This window comes from Alkalibacterium subtropicum (assembly GCF_900112455.1).
GTDB classification, from domain to species: domain Bacteria; phylum Bacillota; class Bacilli; order Lactobacillales; family Carnobacteriaceae_A; genus Alkalibacterium; species Alkalibacterium subtropicum.
Map to the genome: position 1 here is coordinate 88,121 of NZ_FOLT01000001.1, position 19,391 is coordinate 107,511.

Annotated in this window: 19 protein-coding genes; 16 read left to right on the plus strand and 3 right to left on the minus strand. The window is 41.3% G+C overall.

The window, feature by feature from the left end; genetic code table 11:
• The first annotated feature begins 5 nt into the window (after window positions 1-5).
• From mraZ to BM049_RS00530, 16 genes are all read left to right on the plus strand, one after another.
• The gene (gene mraZ / locus BM049_RS00455) at window positions 6-437 is read left to right on the plus strand and encodes a division/cell wall cluster transcriptional repressor MraZ (protein WP_091527774.1); all 432 of its coding nucleotides are present in this window, start codon (window positions 6-8) and stop codon (window positions 435-437) included.
• A gap of 26 nt (window positions 438-463) precedes the next feature.
• The gene (gene rsmH / locus BM049_RS00460; RefSeq protein WP_091527776.1) at window positions 464-1,417 is read left to right on the plus strand and encodes a 16S rRNA (cytosine(1402)-N(4))-methyltransferase RsmH; all 954 of its coding nucleotides are present in this window, start codon (window positions 464-466) and stop codon (window positions 1,415-1,417) included.
• 39 nt (window positions 1,418-1,456) lie between these two features.
• The gene (gene ftsL, locus BM049_RS00465) at window positions 1,457-1,831 is read left to right on the plus strand and encodes a cell division protein FtsL (RefSeq protein WP_091527778.1); all 375 of its coding nucleotides are present in this window, start codon (window positions 1,457-1,459) and stop codon (window positions 1,829-1,831) included.
• Window positions 1,828-4,002, plus strand: a complete 2,175-nt coding sequence (locus BM049_RS00470) for a penicillin-binding transpeptidase domain-containing protein (RefSeq protein WP_091527780.1) — start codon at window positions 1,828-1,830, stop codon at window positions 4,000-4,002. Before ftsL ends, BM049_RS00470 begins: the two co-directional genes overlap by 4 nt.
• Before the next feature lie 27 nt (window positions 4,003-4,029).
• Complete coding sequence (gene mraY, locus BM049_RS00475) at window positions 4,030-4,992, plus strand: phospho-N-acetylmuramoyl-pentapeptide-transferase (RefSeq protein WP_091527782.1); 963 nt, start codon at window positions 4,030-4,032, stop codon at window positions 4,990-4,992.
• Between the two features lie 98 nt (window positions 4,993-5,090).
• Window positions 5,091-6,482 (plus strand): UDP-N-acetylmuramoyl-L-alanine--D-glutamate ligase, encoded by a 1,392-nt coding sequence (gene murD / locus BM049_RS00480; protein WP_091527783.1) that lies wholly within the window; start codon window positions 5,091-5,093, stop codon window positions 6,480-6,482.
• An 11-nt stretch (window positions 6,483-6,493) separates the two neighbouring features.
• On the plus strand, window positions 6,494-7,630 hold the full coding sequence (gene murG, locus BM049_RS00485) for an undecaprenyldiphospho-muramoylpentapeptide beta-N-acetylglucosaminyltransferase (RefSeq protein ID WP_091527785.1): 1,137 nt from the start codon (window positions 6,494-6,496) through the stop codon (window positions 7,628-7,630).
• A gap of 11 nt (window positions 7,631-7,641) precedes the next feature.
• Complete coding sequence (locus tag BM049_RS00490) at window positions 7,642-8,448, plus strand: cell division protein FtsQ/DivIB (protein WP_091527787.1); 807 nt, start codon at window positions 7,642-7,644, stop codon at window positions 8,446-8,448.
• Window positions 8,449-8,673: 225 nt separating this feature from the next.
• Window positions 8,674-9,984 (plus strand): cell division protein FtsA, encoded by a 1,311-nt coding sequence (gene ftsA / locus BM049_RS00495; RefSeq protein ID WP_091527789.1) that lies wholly within the window; start codon window positions 8,674-8,676, stop codon window positions 9,982-9,984.
• Window positions 9,985-10,017: 33 nt separating this feature from the next.
• Window positions 10,018-11,238: a cell division protein FtsZ gene (gene ftsZ, locus BM049_RS00500; RefSeq protein ID WP_091527791.1), complete on the plus strand. Its 1,221-nt coding sequence runs from the start codon at window positions 10,018-10,020 to the stop codon at window positions 11,236-11,238.
• A gap of 23 nt (window positions 11,239-11,261) precedes the next feature.
• Window positions 11,262-11,729 (plus strand): cell division protein SepF, encoded by a 468-nt coding sequence (locus tag BM049_RS00505; protein ID WP_091527792.1) that lies wholly within the window; start codon window positions 11,262-11,264, stop codon window positions 11,727-11,729.
• Window positions 11,730-11,754: 25 nt separating this feature from the next.
• Window positions 11,755-12,054: a YggT family protein gene (locus BM049_RS00510; RefSeq protein ID WP_091527795.1), complete on the plus strand. Its 300-nt coding sequence runs from the start codon at window positions 11,755-11,757 to the stop codon at window positions 12,052-12,054.
• A 7-nt stretch (window positions 12,055-12,061) separates the two neighbouring features.
• Complete coding sequence (locus tag BM049_RS00515; RefSeq protein ID WP_091527797.1) at window positions 12,062-12,847, plus strand: YlmH family RNA-binding protein; 786 nt, start codon at window positions 12,062-12,064, stop codon at window positions 12,845-12,847.
• A 73-nt stretch (window positions 12,848-12,920) separates the two neighbouring features.
• Window positions 12,921-13,583 (plus strand): DivIVA domain-containing protein, encoded by a 663-nt coding sequence (locus BM049_RS00520; RefSeq protein ID WP_091527799.1) that lies wholly within the window; start codon window positions 12,921-12,923, stop codon window positions 13,581-13,583.
• A 264-nt stretch (window positions 13,584-13,847) separates the two neighbouring features.
• Entirely contained in the window at window positions 13,848-16,628 is a 2,781-nt protein-coding gene (gene ileS / locus BM049_RS00525; RefSeq protein WP_091528227.1) for an isoleucine--tRNA ligase, read from the plus strand.
• A 177-nt stretch (window positions 16,629-16,805) separates the two neighbouring features.
• A complete protein-coding gene (locus tag BM049_RS00530) occupies window positions 16,806-17,006 on the plus strand; it encodes a cold-shock protein (RefSeq protein WP_091527801.1) in 201 nt (66 codons plus the stop codon).
• A 54-nt stretch (window positions 17,007-17,060) separates the two neighbouring features.
• On the opposite strand, the gene BM049_RS00535 is transcribed toward BM049_RS00530, so the two are convergent.
• From BM049_RS00535 to BM049_RS00545, 3 genes are all read right to left on the minus strand, one after another.
• Window positions 17,061-17,303 (minus strand): GlsB/YeaQ/YmgE family stress response membrane protein, encoded by a 243-nt coding sequence (locus BM049_RS00535; RefSeq protein ID WP_091489100.1) that lies wholly within the window; start codon window positions 17,301-17,303, stop codon window positions 17,061-17,063.
• Between the two features lie 87 nt (window positions 17,304-17,390).
• Window positions 17,391-18,599 (minus strand): toxic anion resistance protein, encoded by a 1,209-nt coding sequence (locus BM049_RS00540; protein WP_091527802.1) that lies wholly within the window; start codon window positions 18,597-18,599, stop codon window positions 17,391-17,393.
• Between the two features lie 47 nt (window positions 18,600-18,646).
• Window positions 18,647-19,339, minus strand: coding sequence for a 5-bromo-4-chloroindolyl phosphate hydrolysis family protein (locus BM049_RS00545; RefSeq protein ID WP_091527804.1), 693 nt, complete (start codon window positions 19,337-19,339; stop codon window positions 18,647-18,649).
• Window positions 19,340-19,391 lie beyond the last annotated feature (52 nt).

The window sequence follows — 19,391 nt, forward strand, 5'->3', positions numbered from 1 at the left end:
GTGAAATGCTTTTAGGTGAATACAAACATACAATCGATACAAAAGGACGCCTGATCGTACCTGCAAAATTCAGAGATGATTTGGGTACAACTTTCATTGTGACCCGAGGATTAGACGGCTGTCTTTTCGGATACCCCCTTGAAGAGTGGAAACAACTGGAAGCAAAGCTGAAACAGCTCCCGCTTGCCAAAAAAGAAACGAGAGCGTTTACACGCTTTCTGTATTCAGCAGCGACTGAATGTTCTCTGGACAAGCAGGGCCGCATAAATTTACCCAATACATTGATTGAACATGCCTCGCTTGAAAAGGCGTGTTTTATCATAGGCGTGTCGGATCGTATAGAGATATGGAGCGAAGACCGCTGGACATCGTTTGCGGAAGATGCAAATGAATCATTTGAAGACATTGCTGAAGAAATGATTGACTTTGGATTCTAACACAAAGTTGATAGAGGAGTATGAAAATGGCAGAATTTAAACATGAGACAGTACTTTTGAATGAAACCGTGGAAGGGCTCGATATAAAACCCGATGGAATCTATGTTGACTGTACGCTAGGTGGAGCAGGACATACAGCCCTTATTTTAAGTAAATTGAGTTCTGAGGGCCATTTATATGCCTTTGATCAGGATATGACTGCTATTGATAATGCGCGCAAGTTATTGACTGATGAACTCGAAAGCGGGAAACTGACATTTATTCATGATAATTTTAGAAATCTGAGAAGCGCACTGGAAGCAGAAAATGTGTACAAGGTAGATGGCATCCTTTATGATTTGGGGGTTTCATCTCCTCAGCTGGATGTGACAGAAAGAGGCTTCAGTTACCATAAGGATGCTCAGCTGGACATGCGGATGGATCAGACGCAGGAACTGACGGCTCACTACATTGTAAATCATTGGGACTACAGTGATCTGGTCCGCATATTTTTCCGCTATGGAGAAGAAAAATTCTCAAAACAAATTGCCCGGAAGATAGAAGCCAGCCGAACAGAAGCACCGATCGATACGACCCATGATTTAGTGGATATTATAAAGGACGCTATTCCAGCGCCAGCCCGAAGAAAAGGCGGACATCCGGCCAAGCGTGTGTTTCAGGCATTACGAATAGCAGTCAATGATGAACTTGGAGCATTGGAAGATTCACTTGAACAGGCCGTGGATATGATCAATGTCGGTGGACGGATCAGCGCTATCACCTTCCATTCTTTAGAAGACCGCATAGTGAAACAATTATATAAGAGTTATTCGGAACTGCCCGATTTGCCTCGCGGACTGCCGGTCATCCCGGATAACAAGCAGCCCATATTGAGAATAATAAACAGAAAGCCGATATTGCCTTCTAAAGAAGAGCTGGATAATAATAACCGCTCACGCAGTGCTAAACTTAGGATTGCTGAAAAACAGAGAGAAAAATAATGCATATCTGAATCATTTGCAGAAAGGAGAAGGTTACCAATGATGAACGATAATTTGGCTAGACAGTTCGTGAATGAAGTTCAGCCGATAGAACAGCCGAAAACGAACGAAACGAGAGAGAGTAAAAAAAGACTACATAAAAAAGGACTGACCCGCATGGAGATGGCGGTGAGCAGTCTGTTTGGAGTTGTTCTTTTCGGCATGGCCGTGGGGCATATCGCCTTATCCATGCAGGTATCAACAACGAACAGAAGTATCCAGGATATAGAAGCACAGGCCGCGATGGTACAAGTGGAGAACAGTAATTTTGAACAGAATGTTCAGGAGCTCTCACGCTATGACCGTGTATATTCTATTGCTAAAGAAAATGATCTTAAGATGAATGAAGAACAGATCAGGAATGTATTTAAATGAAACAGATAAAGAGAAAACTAAAAGAATCGAATCCCTTTCGTAATAGAAAATATATAGCGATCATGCTGTATATTTTTTGTTTTATATTGTTTCTCGGTGTTTTCTCGCGTTTTGCATGGATAATGGTTACAGGAGAAGTCAATGGCGAAAATCTCGTATCGAACGTGCACAAGCTATACACCCGTAACAAGACTCTGCAAGCCAACCGTGGAACGATATACGATTCCAGCGGCAATCCGATTGCAATGGATGCCAATTCTTATAAGATGATTGCTGTTTTGACTGATGAATGGTCTACACCAAAGCGCCCGATTCACATTCAGGAACCGGAAGCCGTTGCAGAAGTGTTGGCGAGACATTTATCAATGAGTGAAGAAAATCTGCTCGACAGACTGACTATGGATAATAGTCAAGTAGAGTTTGGCACTGTAGGAAGAAATCTGACGTATGAAATAGTCAGTGCGATCGAAGAAGATCTGGAAAATGCAGAACTGACAGGGATCACTTTTGAAGAGAAAAAAAGCAGACTCTATCCCAACGGTATATTTGCTTCACATACGATAGGATTGGCCCAGAGAGATACTGATGATCCAGAGGACCAGTCTCTTACAGGCGTGATGGGACTGGAAAAAGAATTTGATGAGATATTGAGCGGTGAAGATGGATGGATCGAATATCAGAGAGACCGCTTCGGTTATGTCATTCCGAATCAGGATATCGAAGAAGTAATGCCGACTGATGGAAAGGATATTCAGTTGACTCTGGATAGACGTATGCAGATTTTTCTTGAAAGCATCGTGGGAGATGTCAGCGAGGAGCATACACCAGAAGTCCTCACAGCCACGCTGATGCATGCCAAGACAGGTGAAATACTTGCAACTACGCAGCGTCCGACATTTAACGGGACGACAAAAGAAGGTATAGCTCAGACCTGGCAGAATTATCTGACAGAGTATACGTTCGATCCGGGATCGACGATGAAGGTGCTGACCTTGGCTTCTGCGATTCAGGAAGGAACGTTCAGACCTTATGATTACTACAAGTCAGGTAAGATTCAAATCGGCGGGGGGACAGTTCATGATGTGAAACCGGAAGGCTGGGGGAACATCTCCTATCTAGAGGGACTGGCTCGTTCCAGTAACGTAGCTTTTGTGCATCAAGTGCAGGAGATGGGTTTTGAAACATGGAAAAAACACCTGGACAGTTACGGCTTCGGTCAAAAGACAGGTATATCCTTGCCCAATGAATACAGCGGAGCAAACCCTTATGGCGGAGATTTGCAAAGGGCCAACACTTCGTTTGGCCAGGGGATCTCTGTAACACCTGTTCAGATGCTTCGTGCGTTTTCTTCCATTACTAATGAAGGGAATATGGTCGAGCCGCATTTAGTGAAAAAAGTCATAGATAAAGAGAGTGGTGAAGAAGAAGTATTCGAATCGTCAGAAACAAGCACTTTGATATCTGAAGAAACCGCCGCTCAAACACTTGAATATTTGACCGAAACAGTGTACAGTGACGTAGGTACAGCCAGAGGTTATGCAGTGGAAGGTTTTGAAATAGCAGCGAAAACTGGGACTGCCCAGATGATAGGAGAAAATGGCCGTTACTTGTCCGGAGGCTCGAATTATGTGTACTCTGTTGTAGGTATGGCCCCGGTAGAAGATCCTGAACTCATTTTCTATGTGACTGTTCAGCAGCCTGTTCTGAACGGAGCTGGACATGGCAGTCAGGTTGTTCAGAAGGTTTTTAATCCGGTAATGAAACGGGCGCTGGAGTACTATTCTGCTGAAGAACTGGACAGTGATTTTGAAGAAACATTTGAATCGATGGAGAATCTCATTCAACAGAGCACGCAATCGGTTATTGAAAAATTAAGCGATGCAGGGAAAACATTCAGTATTATAGGATCGGGAGATACGATCGTACAGCAGCATCCCATCGCCGATTCAGAGTTGAGTGATTCGGACAGGATCATGCTGATGACCAACGGTGCAATGACATTACCTGATTTAACTGGCTGGCCTAAGAGTGATGTGCTGAAACTATCAGAACTGACAGGCGTTGAAGTAACGATTGAAGGGGAAGGGTTTGTCGATTCACAAAACCTCCCACCTCAGTCTTTTATAGAAAGCGAATCGAAACTTACGGTGATTTTATCACCGAACGACTAATTTTATTGGAAAGAAAGGAAAAAAATAGTGCAGAGCATTCAATTACTCTATCCGCTTATTTTAAGTGGATCAATCGTCGCAGGTTTGACGCCTGTATTTATCAAGATTTTCAAAAAAAAGCAATTGGGGCAAACGACGCGTGGAGAAGGGCCTTCATGGCATGAGGTGAAATCAGGGACCCCGACAATGGGCGGGATCTCTATCCTTATAGCCGTTTCGATTGCTGCGCTCCTCTTTGGTGCAATATTACCTGTCGACAGCTTGCTGGTCTTCCTGCTTACTTTCATATTGTTAATGTATGGAAGCATCGGCTTTATCGATGATTATATCAAAGTAATGATGAAGCGTAACCTGGGTCTGACCAGCCTTCAGAAACTGATCGGACAAATAGCAGCAGCCGTGCTATTTTATGTCGGTGTTTCACAGATTTTGGACATTCAGAGTGTTGCTCTGCCTTTTGGAGCAGAATTGGAGTTAGGTTTCCTGTATGTCTTTTTCATACTCTTCTGGCTGGTCGGTTTTTCCAATGCAACAAACTTGACTGATGGTTTAGATGGGCTTCTGACCACCACAGGATTCATCGCTTATCTTAGTTACACAGTTATTGCCGTCATTCAAGAGCAGTATGAGGTGGCTGTTTTTACAAGTGCCATCCTGGGTGCTTTGATCGGATTCTTTCTGTTCAATAGAAAGCCAGCTCGGATATTCATGGGAGACGTTGGATCGCTTGCTCTGGGAGCAGGGTTAGCCGCCGTTTCGATAGTCTTGAATCAGGAATGGACGCTGCTGCTGATTGGTCTTATATTTGTCGTAGAGACAGCAAGCGTCATGATGCAGGTGACATCATTTAAATTAACAGGCAAACGATTATTTAAGATGAGTCCGATCCATCATCATTTTGAAATGGTGGGTTGGGGTGAATGGAAGATCGTCATTGTCTTTTCACTGATCACCCTGGGAGCTTCTCTTTTGACACTGCTGATTTTATAAAGAAATCAAAAACTGGTAGTAGTTTTTCTACTTCCAGTTTTTTTAAATTCACTGTACACTTATACATAGGTTAGTTATAAAGAATGAGGGGTTTTTTTATGAAAAATAAAGAATATTTTAAAGATAAAACTGTTCTGGTTCTGGGACTTGCTGTTTCTGGTTATAATGCAGCGCTGCTGCTCGATCGGCTGGGGGCTGAAGTCATTGTCAATGATTTTAAAGATTTGAACGATAATAAAGAAGCTCAGAATTTAAAAAACAAAGGGATTGAAGTGATTTCTGGAGGCCACCCTCTGGATATTCTGGATAGACCATTGGACTTTATTGTCAAAAATCCAGGCATTCCCTACTCTAATCCTCTGGTGAAGCAGGCTTTGCATAAAAAGATAAAAATCATTACAGAAGTCGAACTGGCGTACTTAATATCTGAAAGCCCGATAATCGCCATTACAGGTACAAATGGTAAAACGACAACAACAATGATGATCGAAACGCTTTTAAATGAAAACCGCTCAAAAGGACGGGCTTATGCAGTGGGGAATATAGGTACCCCGGCCAGTCTGGTTGCTCAGGAGTCATCAGAAATCGATGATTTAGTCATGGAAGTATCCAGTTTTCAGTTAATGGGGGTGGAAAAATTTCATCCTTCGATTGCGGTCATCACTAATATTTATTCTGCTCACTTGGATTATCATAAAACACGTGATGAGTATGTGAATGCAAAGATGACCATCACAGAAAATCAGACAGATTCAGACTGCATCGTGTTTAATCGGGATCAAGAGGAGCTTACTGATCTAGTAACAAGTACATCGGAGGCAATGCTGGTTCCATTCTCACGAAAAAAGGAATTGAAAAGCGGCGCGTATATTAAAGACGAGATGATCGTGTTCAATGGTGAAGACGTCATGCCGACAGAAAAAGTGTTGATTCCAGGAGAACATAATTTGGAAAATGCACTCGCGGCAGTTGCTGTTGCAAAGCTTAAAGGTATGGATAACAGAGATATCCAATCAGCATTTGAACATTTTAACGGCGTTAAACATCGTATGCAGCTGGTAGACACAGTAAGTGGTAGAAGATTTTATAATGATTCAAAAGCAACGAATTCATTAGCGACGATTCATGCCTTGGAAGGTTTTACAGATCCTGTCATTCTGGTTGCAGGGGGACTGGACAGAAAAGAATCACTTGATGATTTGATCCCTCTATTGAAGGAACATGTTAAAGCTATTGTAACGTTCGGAGAAACAAAGCAGCAGATGGCCGAAGTAGCGAGAAAAGCTGATATCGAAACTATTATAGTTGCAGATACGGTACCTGAGGCAACCCGGCAAGCATTTGAAACTAGTGAAAATGGAGACGTCATATTACTGTCGCCCGCTTGTGCAAGCTGGGATCAGTATGGAAATTTTGAAGAACGTGGAAATGACTTCATTCAAACTGTCACAGAAATCGATCAGTCAGTCAAAGGGGGGCTAAGCACTTAGGTGCGAACAGGATGAAAATATTAGTTACAGGTGGGGGCACGGGCGGTCATATCTACCCTGCTCTAGCATTGATGAACAGGATGAAAGAACTCGATAACACAGCTGAGATTTTATATGTCGGGACACATCGCGGACTGGAAAGTACGATTGTACCTGAACAGGGATATATGTTTGAACCGTTGAAAGTAGAGGGGTTTAAAAGAGATATAAGTTTCAAGGGTGTAGTGTATAATCTGAATACAGTGAAACTTTTTCTATCCTCTGTATTTAAAGCCAAGAAACTAGTCAAACGGTTTGATCCTGATGTCGTTATCGGCACCGGAGGCTATGTCAGTGCACCCGTATGTTATGCCGCGGCTAAATTAAATGTGCCGACCCTCATCCATGAACAGAATAGTGTGGTCGGTTTGACGAATAAATTTCTTGCTAGACACGTATCCAAGATCGCTATCTGTTTTGAAGAAGCACGTGAACAGTTCGGTCCCAATAAAGACAAAGTGGTCTATACCGGAAATCCCCGCGCGCAGGAAGTCGCAGGATTAGTGAAAACAGACATTTTGAAAGACTATGATTTAGACCCAGATAAACCGACCGTCCTGATTTTTGGGGGAAGCCGGGGGGCTTTTAAAATAAATGAGACGATACTGGACAGTGGGGCTGATTTAATAAGAAAGCCATATCAGATCTTATTTATCACCGGGAAACATCATCATAAATCCATCATGGAAAAATGGCATAACGCTGCTTTTGCCTCGGACCAAGAATCAGGTAACGTAAAAATCGTTCCTTACATCAATAACTTACCAGAAGTTTTTGCCGCGGTTTCTCTGGTTGTTTCAAGGAGCGGGGCCACGACGCTTGCCGAACTGACGGCGTTAGGGATACCGAGTATACTGATCCCGAGCCCGAACGTAACAGAAGATCATCAGACAAAAAACGCCAAAAGTCTTGCAGACAAGGGGGCTGCGTTTATGCTGACAGAATCGGAACTGAGGTCGGAAGTTCTGATCGATAAAATCGATCAGCTGATGACCGACAAGTATAAAAGAGATGAAATGGGTCAGGCATCAAGAGCATTAGGTAAACCTAATGCCTCAGATTTGATTATCGAGACGATTTTAAAACTGTTGAAAAGCGAGCTAACTTAGGAGATAGAACAATGAGTAAGAAAGAGCAGAATCTCATAAAAACTGAAAACGGGAAAGCTGTTCCTGACTCTACTGGGGCTGATGTGAAGAATGACAAAAGAAGGCTGATGAAGTGGGGGCTCGTTGTCACGCTCTTTGTAACTGCGGCGCTTCTCTCACTCTATTTCGTCAGCCCCTATCGTTTGATCGAAAATATTTCTGTTTCGGGATCAGAGGAAGTTTATGACCAGGCGGTCCTTGACTCGAGCGGCTTAAGTTCAGGTCAGTCTATCTGGGAAAATTATTTGAATAGAAACGAGATAGAAGAGCGGATATTGGAAGCTAACCCGCAGGTCAAAAAGGCGGAAGTAGCATTGACGGGCATGCAGACTTTTACTATTACGATCGAAGAATATAGTACGGTCGCTTACTTGTCCAATGATAATTCGTACAAAAAGATACTGGAAAATGGAGATATCTTAAATGAGACTGTGCCCCGTATCCATTCCAGTCAGCCCATACTTAACGATTTCGAAGAAGGTCGGCCGCTGGAAAAGATAATCGTCGAGTATGAAAAAGTGGATGAAGAGGTTAAGGCTCTAATTTCCGAAATCGACTTTTTGAATAATGAACGGAACAGACTGCTGGTTCGTGTCTTTATGAATGATGGGAATGAAGTGCTTGTGAATGTCCCAAATTTTTCGGATCGGTTAAATTATTATCAGGGAATGAAAGAGGCTGTTGAAAATAGAAAGGGCCTATTCGATTTGGAAGCAGGAGCTTACTTTATTCCGTTTTCCACTGAGGAAGAGTCTGAAAAAATAGAAGATTTCGAGTAAAAAGCAAGGGTGGACAACTTGATTCACTCTTGCTTTTTTTATGTATACAGGTCATTTTCCTTTGTTACATAAAAGTAATCGAAAAATACTGATAAATCAGTAAACACTCTTCATTATAGTTGTCATTTTATGGTAAAATGAATTGGAGTAATAACTTTAAAAAAAATATAATCTTTAAAAGACAATATGAACAGTAAGATATTGAAGATAGGAGGTTTCAATAAATTGAAAAATGGTGTTTATACAAGTTTGGATATTGGAACCACTTCAATTAAAGTCATTGTTTCTGAAGTATTGAATGGTCAGATGAATGTTATTGGAGTTGGAAGTGAACGAACAAACGGTATAAGTAAAGGCTTGATTATTGACATAGATGAAACAGCCCAGTCGATCAGAAAGGCTGTGAATCAAGCTGAAGAAAAAGCTGGGGTGACGATCGATTCTCTGATCGTAGGCGTACCTGCATTAAATATTGAAATCAATCCCTTTCATGTAAATGCTGATGTCTCTAGCGCCAACCAGGAAGTCAATGATGAAGTGATTGGAAATATGGTCAAACAGATCCGCGAGAAAAAAGTTTCCTCGGACCAGACACTTTTATCAGTCATGATCGAGGAATTTATTGTAGATGGTTTTGACGGAATCAAGGATCCGAGGAAAATGGTCGGAAATCAGGTCGAGTGTTACGGTACCGCACTAACTGTATCAAAAACTGTCCTGCACAACATTAAAAAAAGTGTGAATAATGCAGGATATGCTGTTGAGGATCTGCTCTTTCAGCCTAAAGCAATGGCTGAGCTGATAATGTCTGAAGATGAAAGACGCTTCGGCACCATACAGATAGATTTAGGAGGCGGACAGGCAACTGTTTCCGCTGTTCATGATCAGCAGGTGAAGTTTTCCAGCATGATCAAAGAGGGCGGATCGAATATCACGAAAGATATTTCAGTCGTCTTGAATACCTCAATGAAAAATGCGGAAAAAATCAAAAGAGAAGTCGGTTACGGTTTTATTGATGACGAGGCTTTAGAAAATGATCAGTCTATATCAATAGACGTCGTGGGACAGGATCAGACAGTCCAGGTCAAAGAATCGTATATTGCTGAAATCATTGAAGCTAGATTAGCTCAGATATTCGAACAGATCAAAATAGAGCTTGATGAAATCGGGGCGCTGGAACTTCCTGGAGGAATTATTCTGACTGGCGGGACATCAGCGATCCCCAGAATAGAAGAGTTGGCTGAAGAGATTTTTAATGTTCATGTGAAGAAATATGTCCCTGACTTTATGGGGGTACGCTATCCTTCATTTACGAATGCGATCTCGTTAGTCCACTACAAAGCAAACATGGATGATGTCCATGAAGTGATGAATCATTATGTGTTATTCGATGAAGAGCAACCGTCTCAGAATATAGTTAAAAATCAGGATACAACTCCTGTGCAGGCGAATGCTAAACCGAATAAAACCAGTGATGCAAACAGTGAAACTTTTATAGATAAAATCAGACATTTCTTAACGCATTTCTTTGATTAATAACTTATATTTTCTACAGGAGGATAAAATAGTATGGATTTAGAATTTGATTCTTTTGCTGCAAATGGAGCAAAATTAAAAGTAATTGGTGTTGGTGGAGCAGGTGGTAATGCCGTCAATCGTATGATCGAGGATGGCGTCCAGGGTGTTGAATTTATTGTAGCAAATACAGATCTGCAGGCTCTGGATATGATGAGTGCAGAAACAAAGATTCAGCTCGGGCCAAAATTGACGCGCGGACTGGGTGCCGGTGCCAATCCGGAAGTTGGAAGGAAATCTGCTGAAGAAAGCGAAGAAGCCATTGCTGAAGCGTTAAGCGGAGCTGATATGGTCTTTGTGACGGCCGGCATGGGCGGCGGAACGGGTACTGGTGCAGCTGGTATCGTAGCGAGAATCGCGAAGGAACAAGGTGCATTGACGGTCGGTGTGATCACTCGACCATTTACATTTGAAGGACCTAAAAAGGGACGGTTTGCTGCAGAAGGCATTGCTTCCATGCGCGAACACGTAGACACGTTAGTCACGATTTCAAACAACCGTCTGCTTGAAATCGTCGACAAGAAAACGCCGATGATGGAAGCTTTCAGGGAAGCCGATAATGTTCTGCGACAAGGCGTCCAGGGAATCTCTGACTTGATCACGAATCCCGGCTATGTAAACCTGGACTTTGCTGATGTCAAAACAGTTATGGAAAATCAGGGTTCAGCCTTGATGGGGATCGGAACAGCTACGGGAGAAAACAGAACAGCAGAAGCGACTAAAAAAGCTATCTCTTCTCCATTGCTGGAAGTCTCTCTGGACGGAGCCGAAAACGTACTGTTAAATATTACAGGCGGGTCCGACTTGACACTGTTTGAAGCACAAGATGCTTCTGATATCGTATCAGCCGCCGCAACAAATGAAGTGAACATTATTTTTGGTACATCAGTCAATGAAGAACTGGGCGATGAAGTCGTGGTCACCGTTATTGCTACAGGGATCGATCCAGAAAAACGAGGATCTCAGTCAAAACAGACAAAACAGAAATCAGCGAGACAGACCCCCGCTTCTAATAAAGAAAAAGATCCCTTCGGCAACTGGGATATCCGCAAAGAACCAAATCTCAGAGATCGACACAATGCAGACTTAGATGAAAAAGCTGAAAGCAAATCAGATTCATCTAAAAATCTCTTTGATCGTGAAGATTCAGCAGAAGATAGATCTAATGATGAGGAAATGGATACACCGCCTTTCTTTAGAAGAAGACGCAAATAGGTCACTAGAAAGGAAGAGTATAAATGAGTTTAAAGGATAAATTCAATGATTATTTTTCTCTGAACGATACAGACGATGACATGGAATATGAGACATCAGTCATGCCACCTGAAAAAGAGACGAAGAAGTCATCAGCTCCTTTAGCAGCATCGGGCAACAAAAAAGTCAGCCATAAAGGAACTAATCAAAATATTGTAGCAATCAATCAGCAGCAGGCTATAAAAAAACCTAGAATCAAAGTGGTTGAACCTCGTTTATACTCTGAAGTTCAATCAATTGCTGATATTTTGCTGAACAATCAGTCTGTCATTCTGAATTTCAGAAGAATGGAAAAAGAACAGGCCAAGCAAATGCTTGATTTCTTAATGGGAACGACATATGCCATTAAAGGAGATATCCAACGGTTAGGTGAAGAAATATTTATCTGTACACCGCAGTCATTTGAAGTCGATGGTTCAGAACTGCAGGTATTAAAAAATACTGATTTTTAATTAGAATGGAGTTCCAAAAGTTACTATGTTAGTACAAATATTATCAGCAGTCTACAGTTTGATCATGCAAGGGATCGATTTGTACAGAATTGCTTTAGTCGTTTATTTTCTATTGTCCTGGATGCCCGGTGGCTACCAGTCGAAACTGGGGCAGTTTCTTATACGGATCTGTGAACCCTATGTCGGGATTTTCCGTCAGTTTGTTCCGCCTATCGGGATGATCAGTTTAGCCGGGATCGTGGCATTCTTTGCCCTGACATTTATAGAGTACGGCGTGATCGCTGTATTTGAGTTTATTATTAATCTTTTAATACAAATTGGATGATGATCAGATGGAAGACTTATACCAGCATTTCAGAGAAGATGAGAAACACTTTATCGACCAGGTGATGGATTGGGTCCAAAAGGTGGAATTTCAATATTCTCCTTACCTTACGCCCTTTTTAGATCCTAGAGAACACTATATCGTAGAATCGATCATTGGCCAGCACAGCGAAGTAAGGGCTGTGTCGTTTGGTGGATATGAAACGGCTGAAAGAAAACGGCTGTTTCTCTCACCACCCTATTTCGAACCTTCCCAGAATGATTTTGAAATTAAAATCGCTGAAATCCGTTATCCTAAGAAGTTTGCTGATTTATCTCATGGGAAAATTCTGGGAACACTTATGGGGACTGGCATCAAACGGGAAATGATCGGAGATATTATCACAGATGGTGAAGACTGGCAGTTTTTTGCAGAGGGTTCCATCCTGCAGTACCTGATTTCATCACTGACTAAAATAGGTAACATAACCATTCAGATTGAAGAAGTATCGTATACAGATATTCTCATTCCTAAAGATTCTTGGGAAGAGAAATACGAAATTGTTTCTTCACTACGGCTGGATGTTGTATTAGCAAGTGTCTTTCATGTTTCCAGGCAAAAATCTAAAGAATTGATTGGATCAAATAAAGTAAAAGTAAACTGGAATGAAACAGAAAGACCGGATATTGTCTTAGGGATACATGATGTCGTATCCATCCGCGGATACGGTCGAATACGCTTAGAAGCGATTGAAGGAAAAACAAAGAAAGAGAAAATCAGATTAAAATTAGGTGTGCTTGATCGAAACAGATAAACTTTGAGTTTTTAGACTTTTAATATATTGTTTAATAATTTAAGGGAAAAAATAATTATGGAGGTGTCGATCCATGGCATTAACACCAATGGATATACATAACAAAGAGTTTCCTGTTAGAATGAGAGGGTATGATCAGGATGAGGTCAACGACTATCTCGATCAGATCATAAAAGATTATGAAATGCTTTTAAAACAGAAAAAAGAAACAGAGAAAAAATTAGATTTAGCTGAAGAAAAATTAGCTAATTATGATCAGATGCATGACTCCTTGAATAAATCGATCCTTGTCGCTCAGGAAGCAGCTGACAGATTAAAACTCAATGCTGAAAAAGAAGCTGAAATGATCGCTAAAGAAGCGAGCACAGAAGCGTCCAACCTTAAACATGAAGCAGAAAATAATGCCGATGAGCTGCTTAAAGATGCAGTGAATAAAGCACGTAAAATCGAACAGGAAACAGAAGAACTAAGAAAACAGAGCAGAATCTTTAGACAAAGACTTCAATTAATGATAGAATCTCAATTGGAGTTAGTGAAAAAAGAAGAGTGGGATGATATATTACAACCGCCAGCTTCCGAACAACCTGAAATAGAAACGATCAAAGAAGTGAAAAAAGAACTGGATGAAAAAGGCGATGAAGAAAAACCTGCTGATTTTATACAGAAGTCTGAAACATCAGTGTCTGTGGAAGAGGAATATGAAGAAGGCATGACGCCGGCAGTGGAACTTCCCTAATAGAATAATCAGAAAATCTTGAACCACCTTTCTTAGTGAAAGCTTAACAGAGAGTCAAATGCTGCTGAGATTTTGACAAGTGGAAACTATGATCGATCATTCAAGTCAACGGATAATGAAGTTAGTAGTTGTCCGCGCTTTCCCGCGTTAAAGGGCTGAGGAAAAGTAAGTATGCTTTTCAAACTAAGGTGGTACCACGAAGATTTCGTCCTTTTGGATGGGATCTTTTTTTTGCATAAAAAATCTAATATCGAGGGTGATGAAATGGAAATGAAAGAAACATTGAATTTGCTTAAAACGAAATTCCCAATGCGAGCAAATTTACCTAACAAAGAACCAGAAAGACAACAGGAATGGAAAGAACAGGATATCTACAACCAGAGACAGGAGCTTAATAAGGATAAGCCATCTTTTGTCCTTCACGATGGACCGCCATATGCGAATGGTAATATCCATATCGGCCATGCTTTGAATAAAATCTCTAAAGATATCATTGTGCGATATAAATCCATGTCAGGCTTCCGTTCACCTTATGTTCCCGGTTGGGATACGCACGGTTTGCCTATTGAACAGGCCCTTACCAATACGGGTGTAGACAGAAAGTCAATGTCCATAGCAGAATTCAGAAAACTCTGTGAAGACTATGCCTGGAAGCAGATCAATAAGCAGCGCGATGATTTTAAACGCTTGGGTGTAGCTGGAGAATGGGATAACCCATATGTGACACTGACTAAAGACTATGAAGCAGAACAGATCCGTGTATTTGGAAAAATGGCGGAAAAAGGCTATATCTACAGAGGATTAAAACCGATATACTGGTCACCTTCCAGTGAATCAGCACTTGCTGAAGCAGAAATCGAATACCATGATGTCCGTTCACCAAATATCTATGTCGCATTTAAAGTGAACGATGGCAATGATGTCCTTGATAATGATACATCTTTTGTTATCTGGACAACAACGCCTTGGACTTTACCGGCTAACTTGGCTATCGCAGTGAAACCTGATGCCAAGTATGGTGTCTATGAAGCGGACGGCAGAAAATTTGTCGTCGCAGCTGAACTGGCTGATAAAGTAGCTGAAACGCTGGACTGGGATGAAGTGGAACTGCTTAAAGAGATCCCTGGGAAAGACCTGGAAGGCATCACTGCTAAACATCCATTCTACGATAGAGATTCAATGCTGATTATTGGTGATCACGTTACTCTGGAAGACGGTACGGGCTTAGTCCATACTGCTCCCGGTCATGGTGAAGATGACTATATCGTCTGTCAGAGATACGACTTGCCAGTCCTTTCACCTGTTGACGGCAAAGGTTTATTTACAGATGAAGCTCCCGGTCTTGAAGGGATATTCTACGACAAGGCCAATAAGACGATCACTGAATGGCTGGACGAGAACGATGCCTTACTGAAACTCGACTTCTTTACGCATAGTTATCCACATGACTGGCGTACAAAAAAACCTGTCATCTTTAGAGCAACGCCACAATGGTTTGCTTCGATCAAAGATTTCAGGCAAGATATTCTTGATGCGATCCAGGATGTCGACTGGCTGCAGCCTTGGGGTATGCAGCGTATCTATAACATGGTCAGAGACCGTGGCGACTGGGTCATTTCCAGACAACGGGCCTGGGGCGTCCCTCTGCCGATTTTCTATGGTGAAAATGGCGAAGCGATCATAACTCCGGAATTAACTGAACATGTCGCTGAACTATTTGCGGAACATGGATCCAATGTCTGGTTTGAAAGAGAAGCTAAAGACCTTCTGCCTGAAGGATTCGAGCATCCGTCGAGCCCCAACGGCCAGTTCGAAAAAGAGACCGACATCATGGATGTCTGGTTTGATTCGGGCTCATCTCACCATGCAGTACTTCGTCAGCGGGAGAATCTGGAATTCCCGGCGGATATGTATCTGGAAGGATCCGATCAATACCGTGGATGGTTCAATTCCAGTTTAACCACTTCTGTAGCTATAAACGGGGTGCCGCCGTATAAATCTGTCTTGTCTCAAGGGATGGTTCTTGACGGTGCCGGCAAGAAAATGAGCAAGTCCATCGGTAATGTCATTGATCCGAACAAGGTAATCAAGCAGATGGGTGCCGACCTGATCCGATTATGGGTTTCCAGTGTGGATACACAGGCGGATGTCAGGGTAAGTATGGATATCCTTAAACAAGTATCGGAAGTCTATCGAAAGATCAGAAACACTATCCGTTTTCTTATTCAAAATACAGAAGATTTCAATTTCGATAAAGATAGTATTGCCTATAAAGACTTAAGACCTGTGGATCAGTATCTAATGAATAAACTCAATATAACTGTTGAACACGTGATCGATGGTTACGAGCGTTACAATTTCTCAGATATCTTTAAAGAAATCAATCATTTCCTGACCCTTGATGTCTCTAATTTCTATGCTAACTTTGCGAAGGATATCCTTTATATCGACGCACCGGATGCGTATGACAGACGTGCGATGCAGACAGTCTTTTATCATATCGTGAGAGACCTGACTAAACTGCTTACCCCGATCCTTCCTCATACAGCTGAAGAAATCTGGAGTTATCTGGAAGAAGAGGAGGATTATGTCCAATTAGCTGAATTCCCGGAAGTGAAAGAATATGATGACTCCAAGGAATTACTGGATCAGTGGAGCGCCTTCATGTCATTACGGGACAAAGTGCTTAAAGCGAATGAAGTAGCGCGTGAAAACAAAATCATCGGTAAAGATTTTGAAGCGAAAACAACGATTTTTGCTTCTCAGTCTGTGAAAGCCTTGATTGATAGCCTGAACAGTGATATCCGACAAATACTGATCGCTTCTGAAATCAACATCAAAGATTTAGAAGAAAAGCCGGATGAGGAACGCATTCTTGATTTTGAGAATGTATCGATTCTTGTAGAAAGAATGCAGGGCGATGTATGCACACGCTGCCGTATAACAACGGAAGACAGCATAAAACTCTCTGAAGATGAATTCCTGTGCCACCGTTGTCATGATATTTGTAAGGAACACTATCCTGAAGTCTTGAACAACAATTAAAGCCTGATAGAACATTTCCTGTTGGCTTAACAGGAAATGTTCTTTTTTATGCATCAAAGTATTGAAATAAAACGGTTTCTTTTGTATAATTTGTTTGTGATAGAAAGTGAAAGAATCGATATAATGAATTTGTATCATGTTTCATGTCTGTTGCAATATATTTTGGGAGGCTACACAATGGTTGAAGGTACAGTAAAATGGTTTAACGCAGAAAAAGGTTTCGGGTTTATTGAAGTCGAAGGACAGGAAGATGTCTTTGTTCACTTCAGTGCAATCAATGGTGAAGGCTACAAGTCATTAGATGACGGTCAAACAGTTGAATTTGAAATCGTTGACGGTGAAAGAGGCCCTCAAGCTGCAAACGTAAATAAAATATAAAAATAAAAAAAGGACTTCCTCGCTATCGGGGAAGTCCTTTTTTATACTAGCGGTTTATAAACGACTGGCAATCAGGTCATATAAGAAGACGATCAAAATAGCTCCGACAATTGCTGGTATGATATAGAAATCAGCTAATTGAGGACCCCACTGGAACAGGGCATGACCAGCCCATGCACCAATAAAACCTATAATGATGTTACCAATAATACCACCGGGAACATCCGTGCCGACGATCGCTTGACCGATTGCACCAATGATTCCTCCGACAATAAGTGACCATATAAATCCTAACATACTTATCTCTCCTCTTTCTTCATTATGACCTTACATATGAAGTATAGGAAATTGTCATATTTTATTCAAATATTTCGACTCATGGATTTATTGATCGTTGTTATTGGGCTCGGTGAGTTTGAGCAACTGATCTCTCAAGCGACTTTCCAGCTGGGTAAGCTGGACTTCAGCCTCTTTCCGTTTCGAACGTCCTTCTTTTTGTATGTTCAAGGTTTCTTCGAGTGTTTCCACTAAATCAGATTGTGTTTTTTCAAGTGTCTCGATATCGATAATACTGCGTTCATTTTCTCTAGCGGTTTCGATAGAAGACTGTTTGAGCATTTCAGAGTTTTTCGTCAATAAATCATTTGTGGTCTCAGAAACTTGTCTCTGAGCTGTAACAGCTTCTTTTTGACGAAGAAGAGTCAGTGCGACCACAATCTGATTTTTCCATAAAGGAATAGCTGTGTTGATCGAGGTCTGTATTTTTTCTGATAAGGCCTGATTAGTGTTTTGGATAAGACGAATCTGTGGTGCCTGCTGGATGGTCATCTGCCGGGCTGTCTTCAAGTCATAAACACGCTTATCCAGACGATTCAGGAACTGATTCAGGTCATTAACTTTTTGAACTTCCATCTGATTGCTGCTGTTTTCAGCATGTTCGATCGCTTTTGGAATGATGTCATTCTGAAGCTCTTCCATTTTCACTTCGCCTGCAGCAATATAAACATTTAACGCTTCGAAGTAATCGTAGTTTTTATCATACAACTCTTCAAGCATCTCATTGTCTTTTAACAGCAGTTCACGTTCTTTGTCGAGTTTGACTGCTATTTTATCGACTTGCGCACCGATTTTCTGGTACTTCGCTGTGGTTTCATAAATAGAACGGTTGATTTTCCTGAAAATCTTTTTGAACAGGTTCTTATTTTCTGCTTTTAGTTCATTTGGATCCGCTTCATTTAATCGGAACATCAAATCGTTAAGAGTCTCTCCAATATGATTTGTTTCCTGATTCTGTACGTGGTTGAGTACACTGTGTGAAAACTCGCCCAATTTCTGCTGTGCTTGAGCTCCGTAATTCAGCAGGGAATCTGTATCGGATATGTCTATCTGCTTAGCCAGCTCATAAGCCTGTGTCCTGCGCTGTTCGCTGAGTGTATCGATCACCTTTTTGGATTCGGTCTTTTTTACCAAAGGCTGTTTCGTTATTTTTGATTCGTTCATCTGTGACTGGTCAGACCCGAATGGATCGGCCAGTAAATCATCGATTTCCGCTGATTTTTGAGTATCAAACTGATTTTCATGATTAGTTGACATAGTTTGCACCTCTTATAAGTAGTCTATTGGGTTGGTTGACAGTAGTATTAAATCGACTTATCAAATGTCTGCGCATCCGACTTGTCTTTGTTAATCGTACGTTTTGCTAATTCAACTTCCACTGACATGTCCTGAATGTCGTCTTCCTTGAATCTAACATAATCTTCGGCGATCTGTTCACACATCTTATCGATGGTAGCCGCAGATTTTTCAAGAATATCATAAGTTGTTTTGCTTTTTGCTTTATGTCCTTCGATTTCAACATATTTTTCAGACAAGTCTGCCAGAGAAGGGAGATGGACGTAAAGGAATTTGTCGACATCATGGAGTCTGTTTGGTTCCTGCGTAATGTTTTTAAATAATTCCTTGGCGAGAGATACTGTATTGTTACGGTGTTCGATCGCTCTTAATTTCCCCGATCGCTGCATATTTTCTTCGATCGTAATGATCTGCTGCTGAGCCTGAAACATCGTGCGTCTGAAGTAATCGATATCCTCTTTAGACAGACCTTTTGAAGAGTAAAACTCTTCCTTTTCCCTGGTCAGTCGAGGTAGTTTTTCTTTAGTCTTTCCACGAGAGTTTTTAGTCATAACGTTCAACAGCAATACGCCGATTCCGATGCTCAATAAAAAGGAGACAAAGATATTGATTTCAAATCCCACCAGCAGTAAAAAGATGAACATGATTATAAATAAGATGAACGCGTAAGTTAAGTTTAAACGTGTATTTGAATGTTTCATTTAAATCCTCCATTCTATTTAATTGATAAATTTCTTCTACCTTAATAATAGC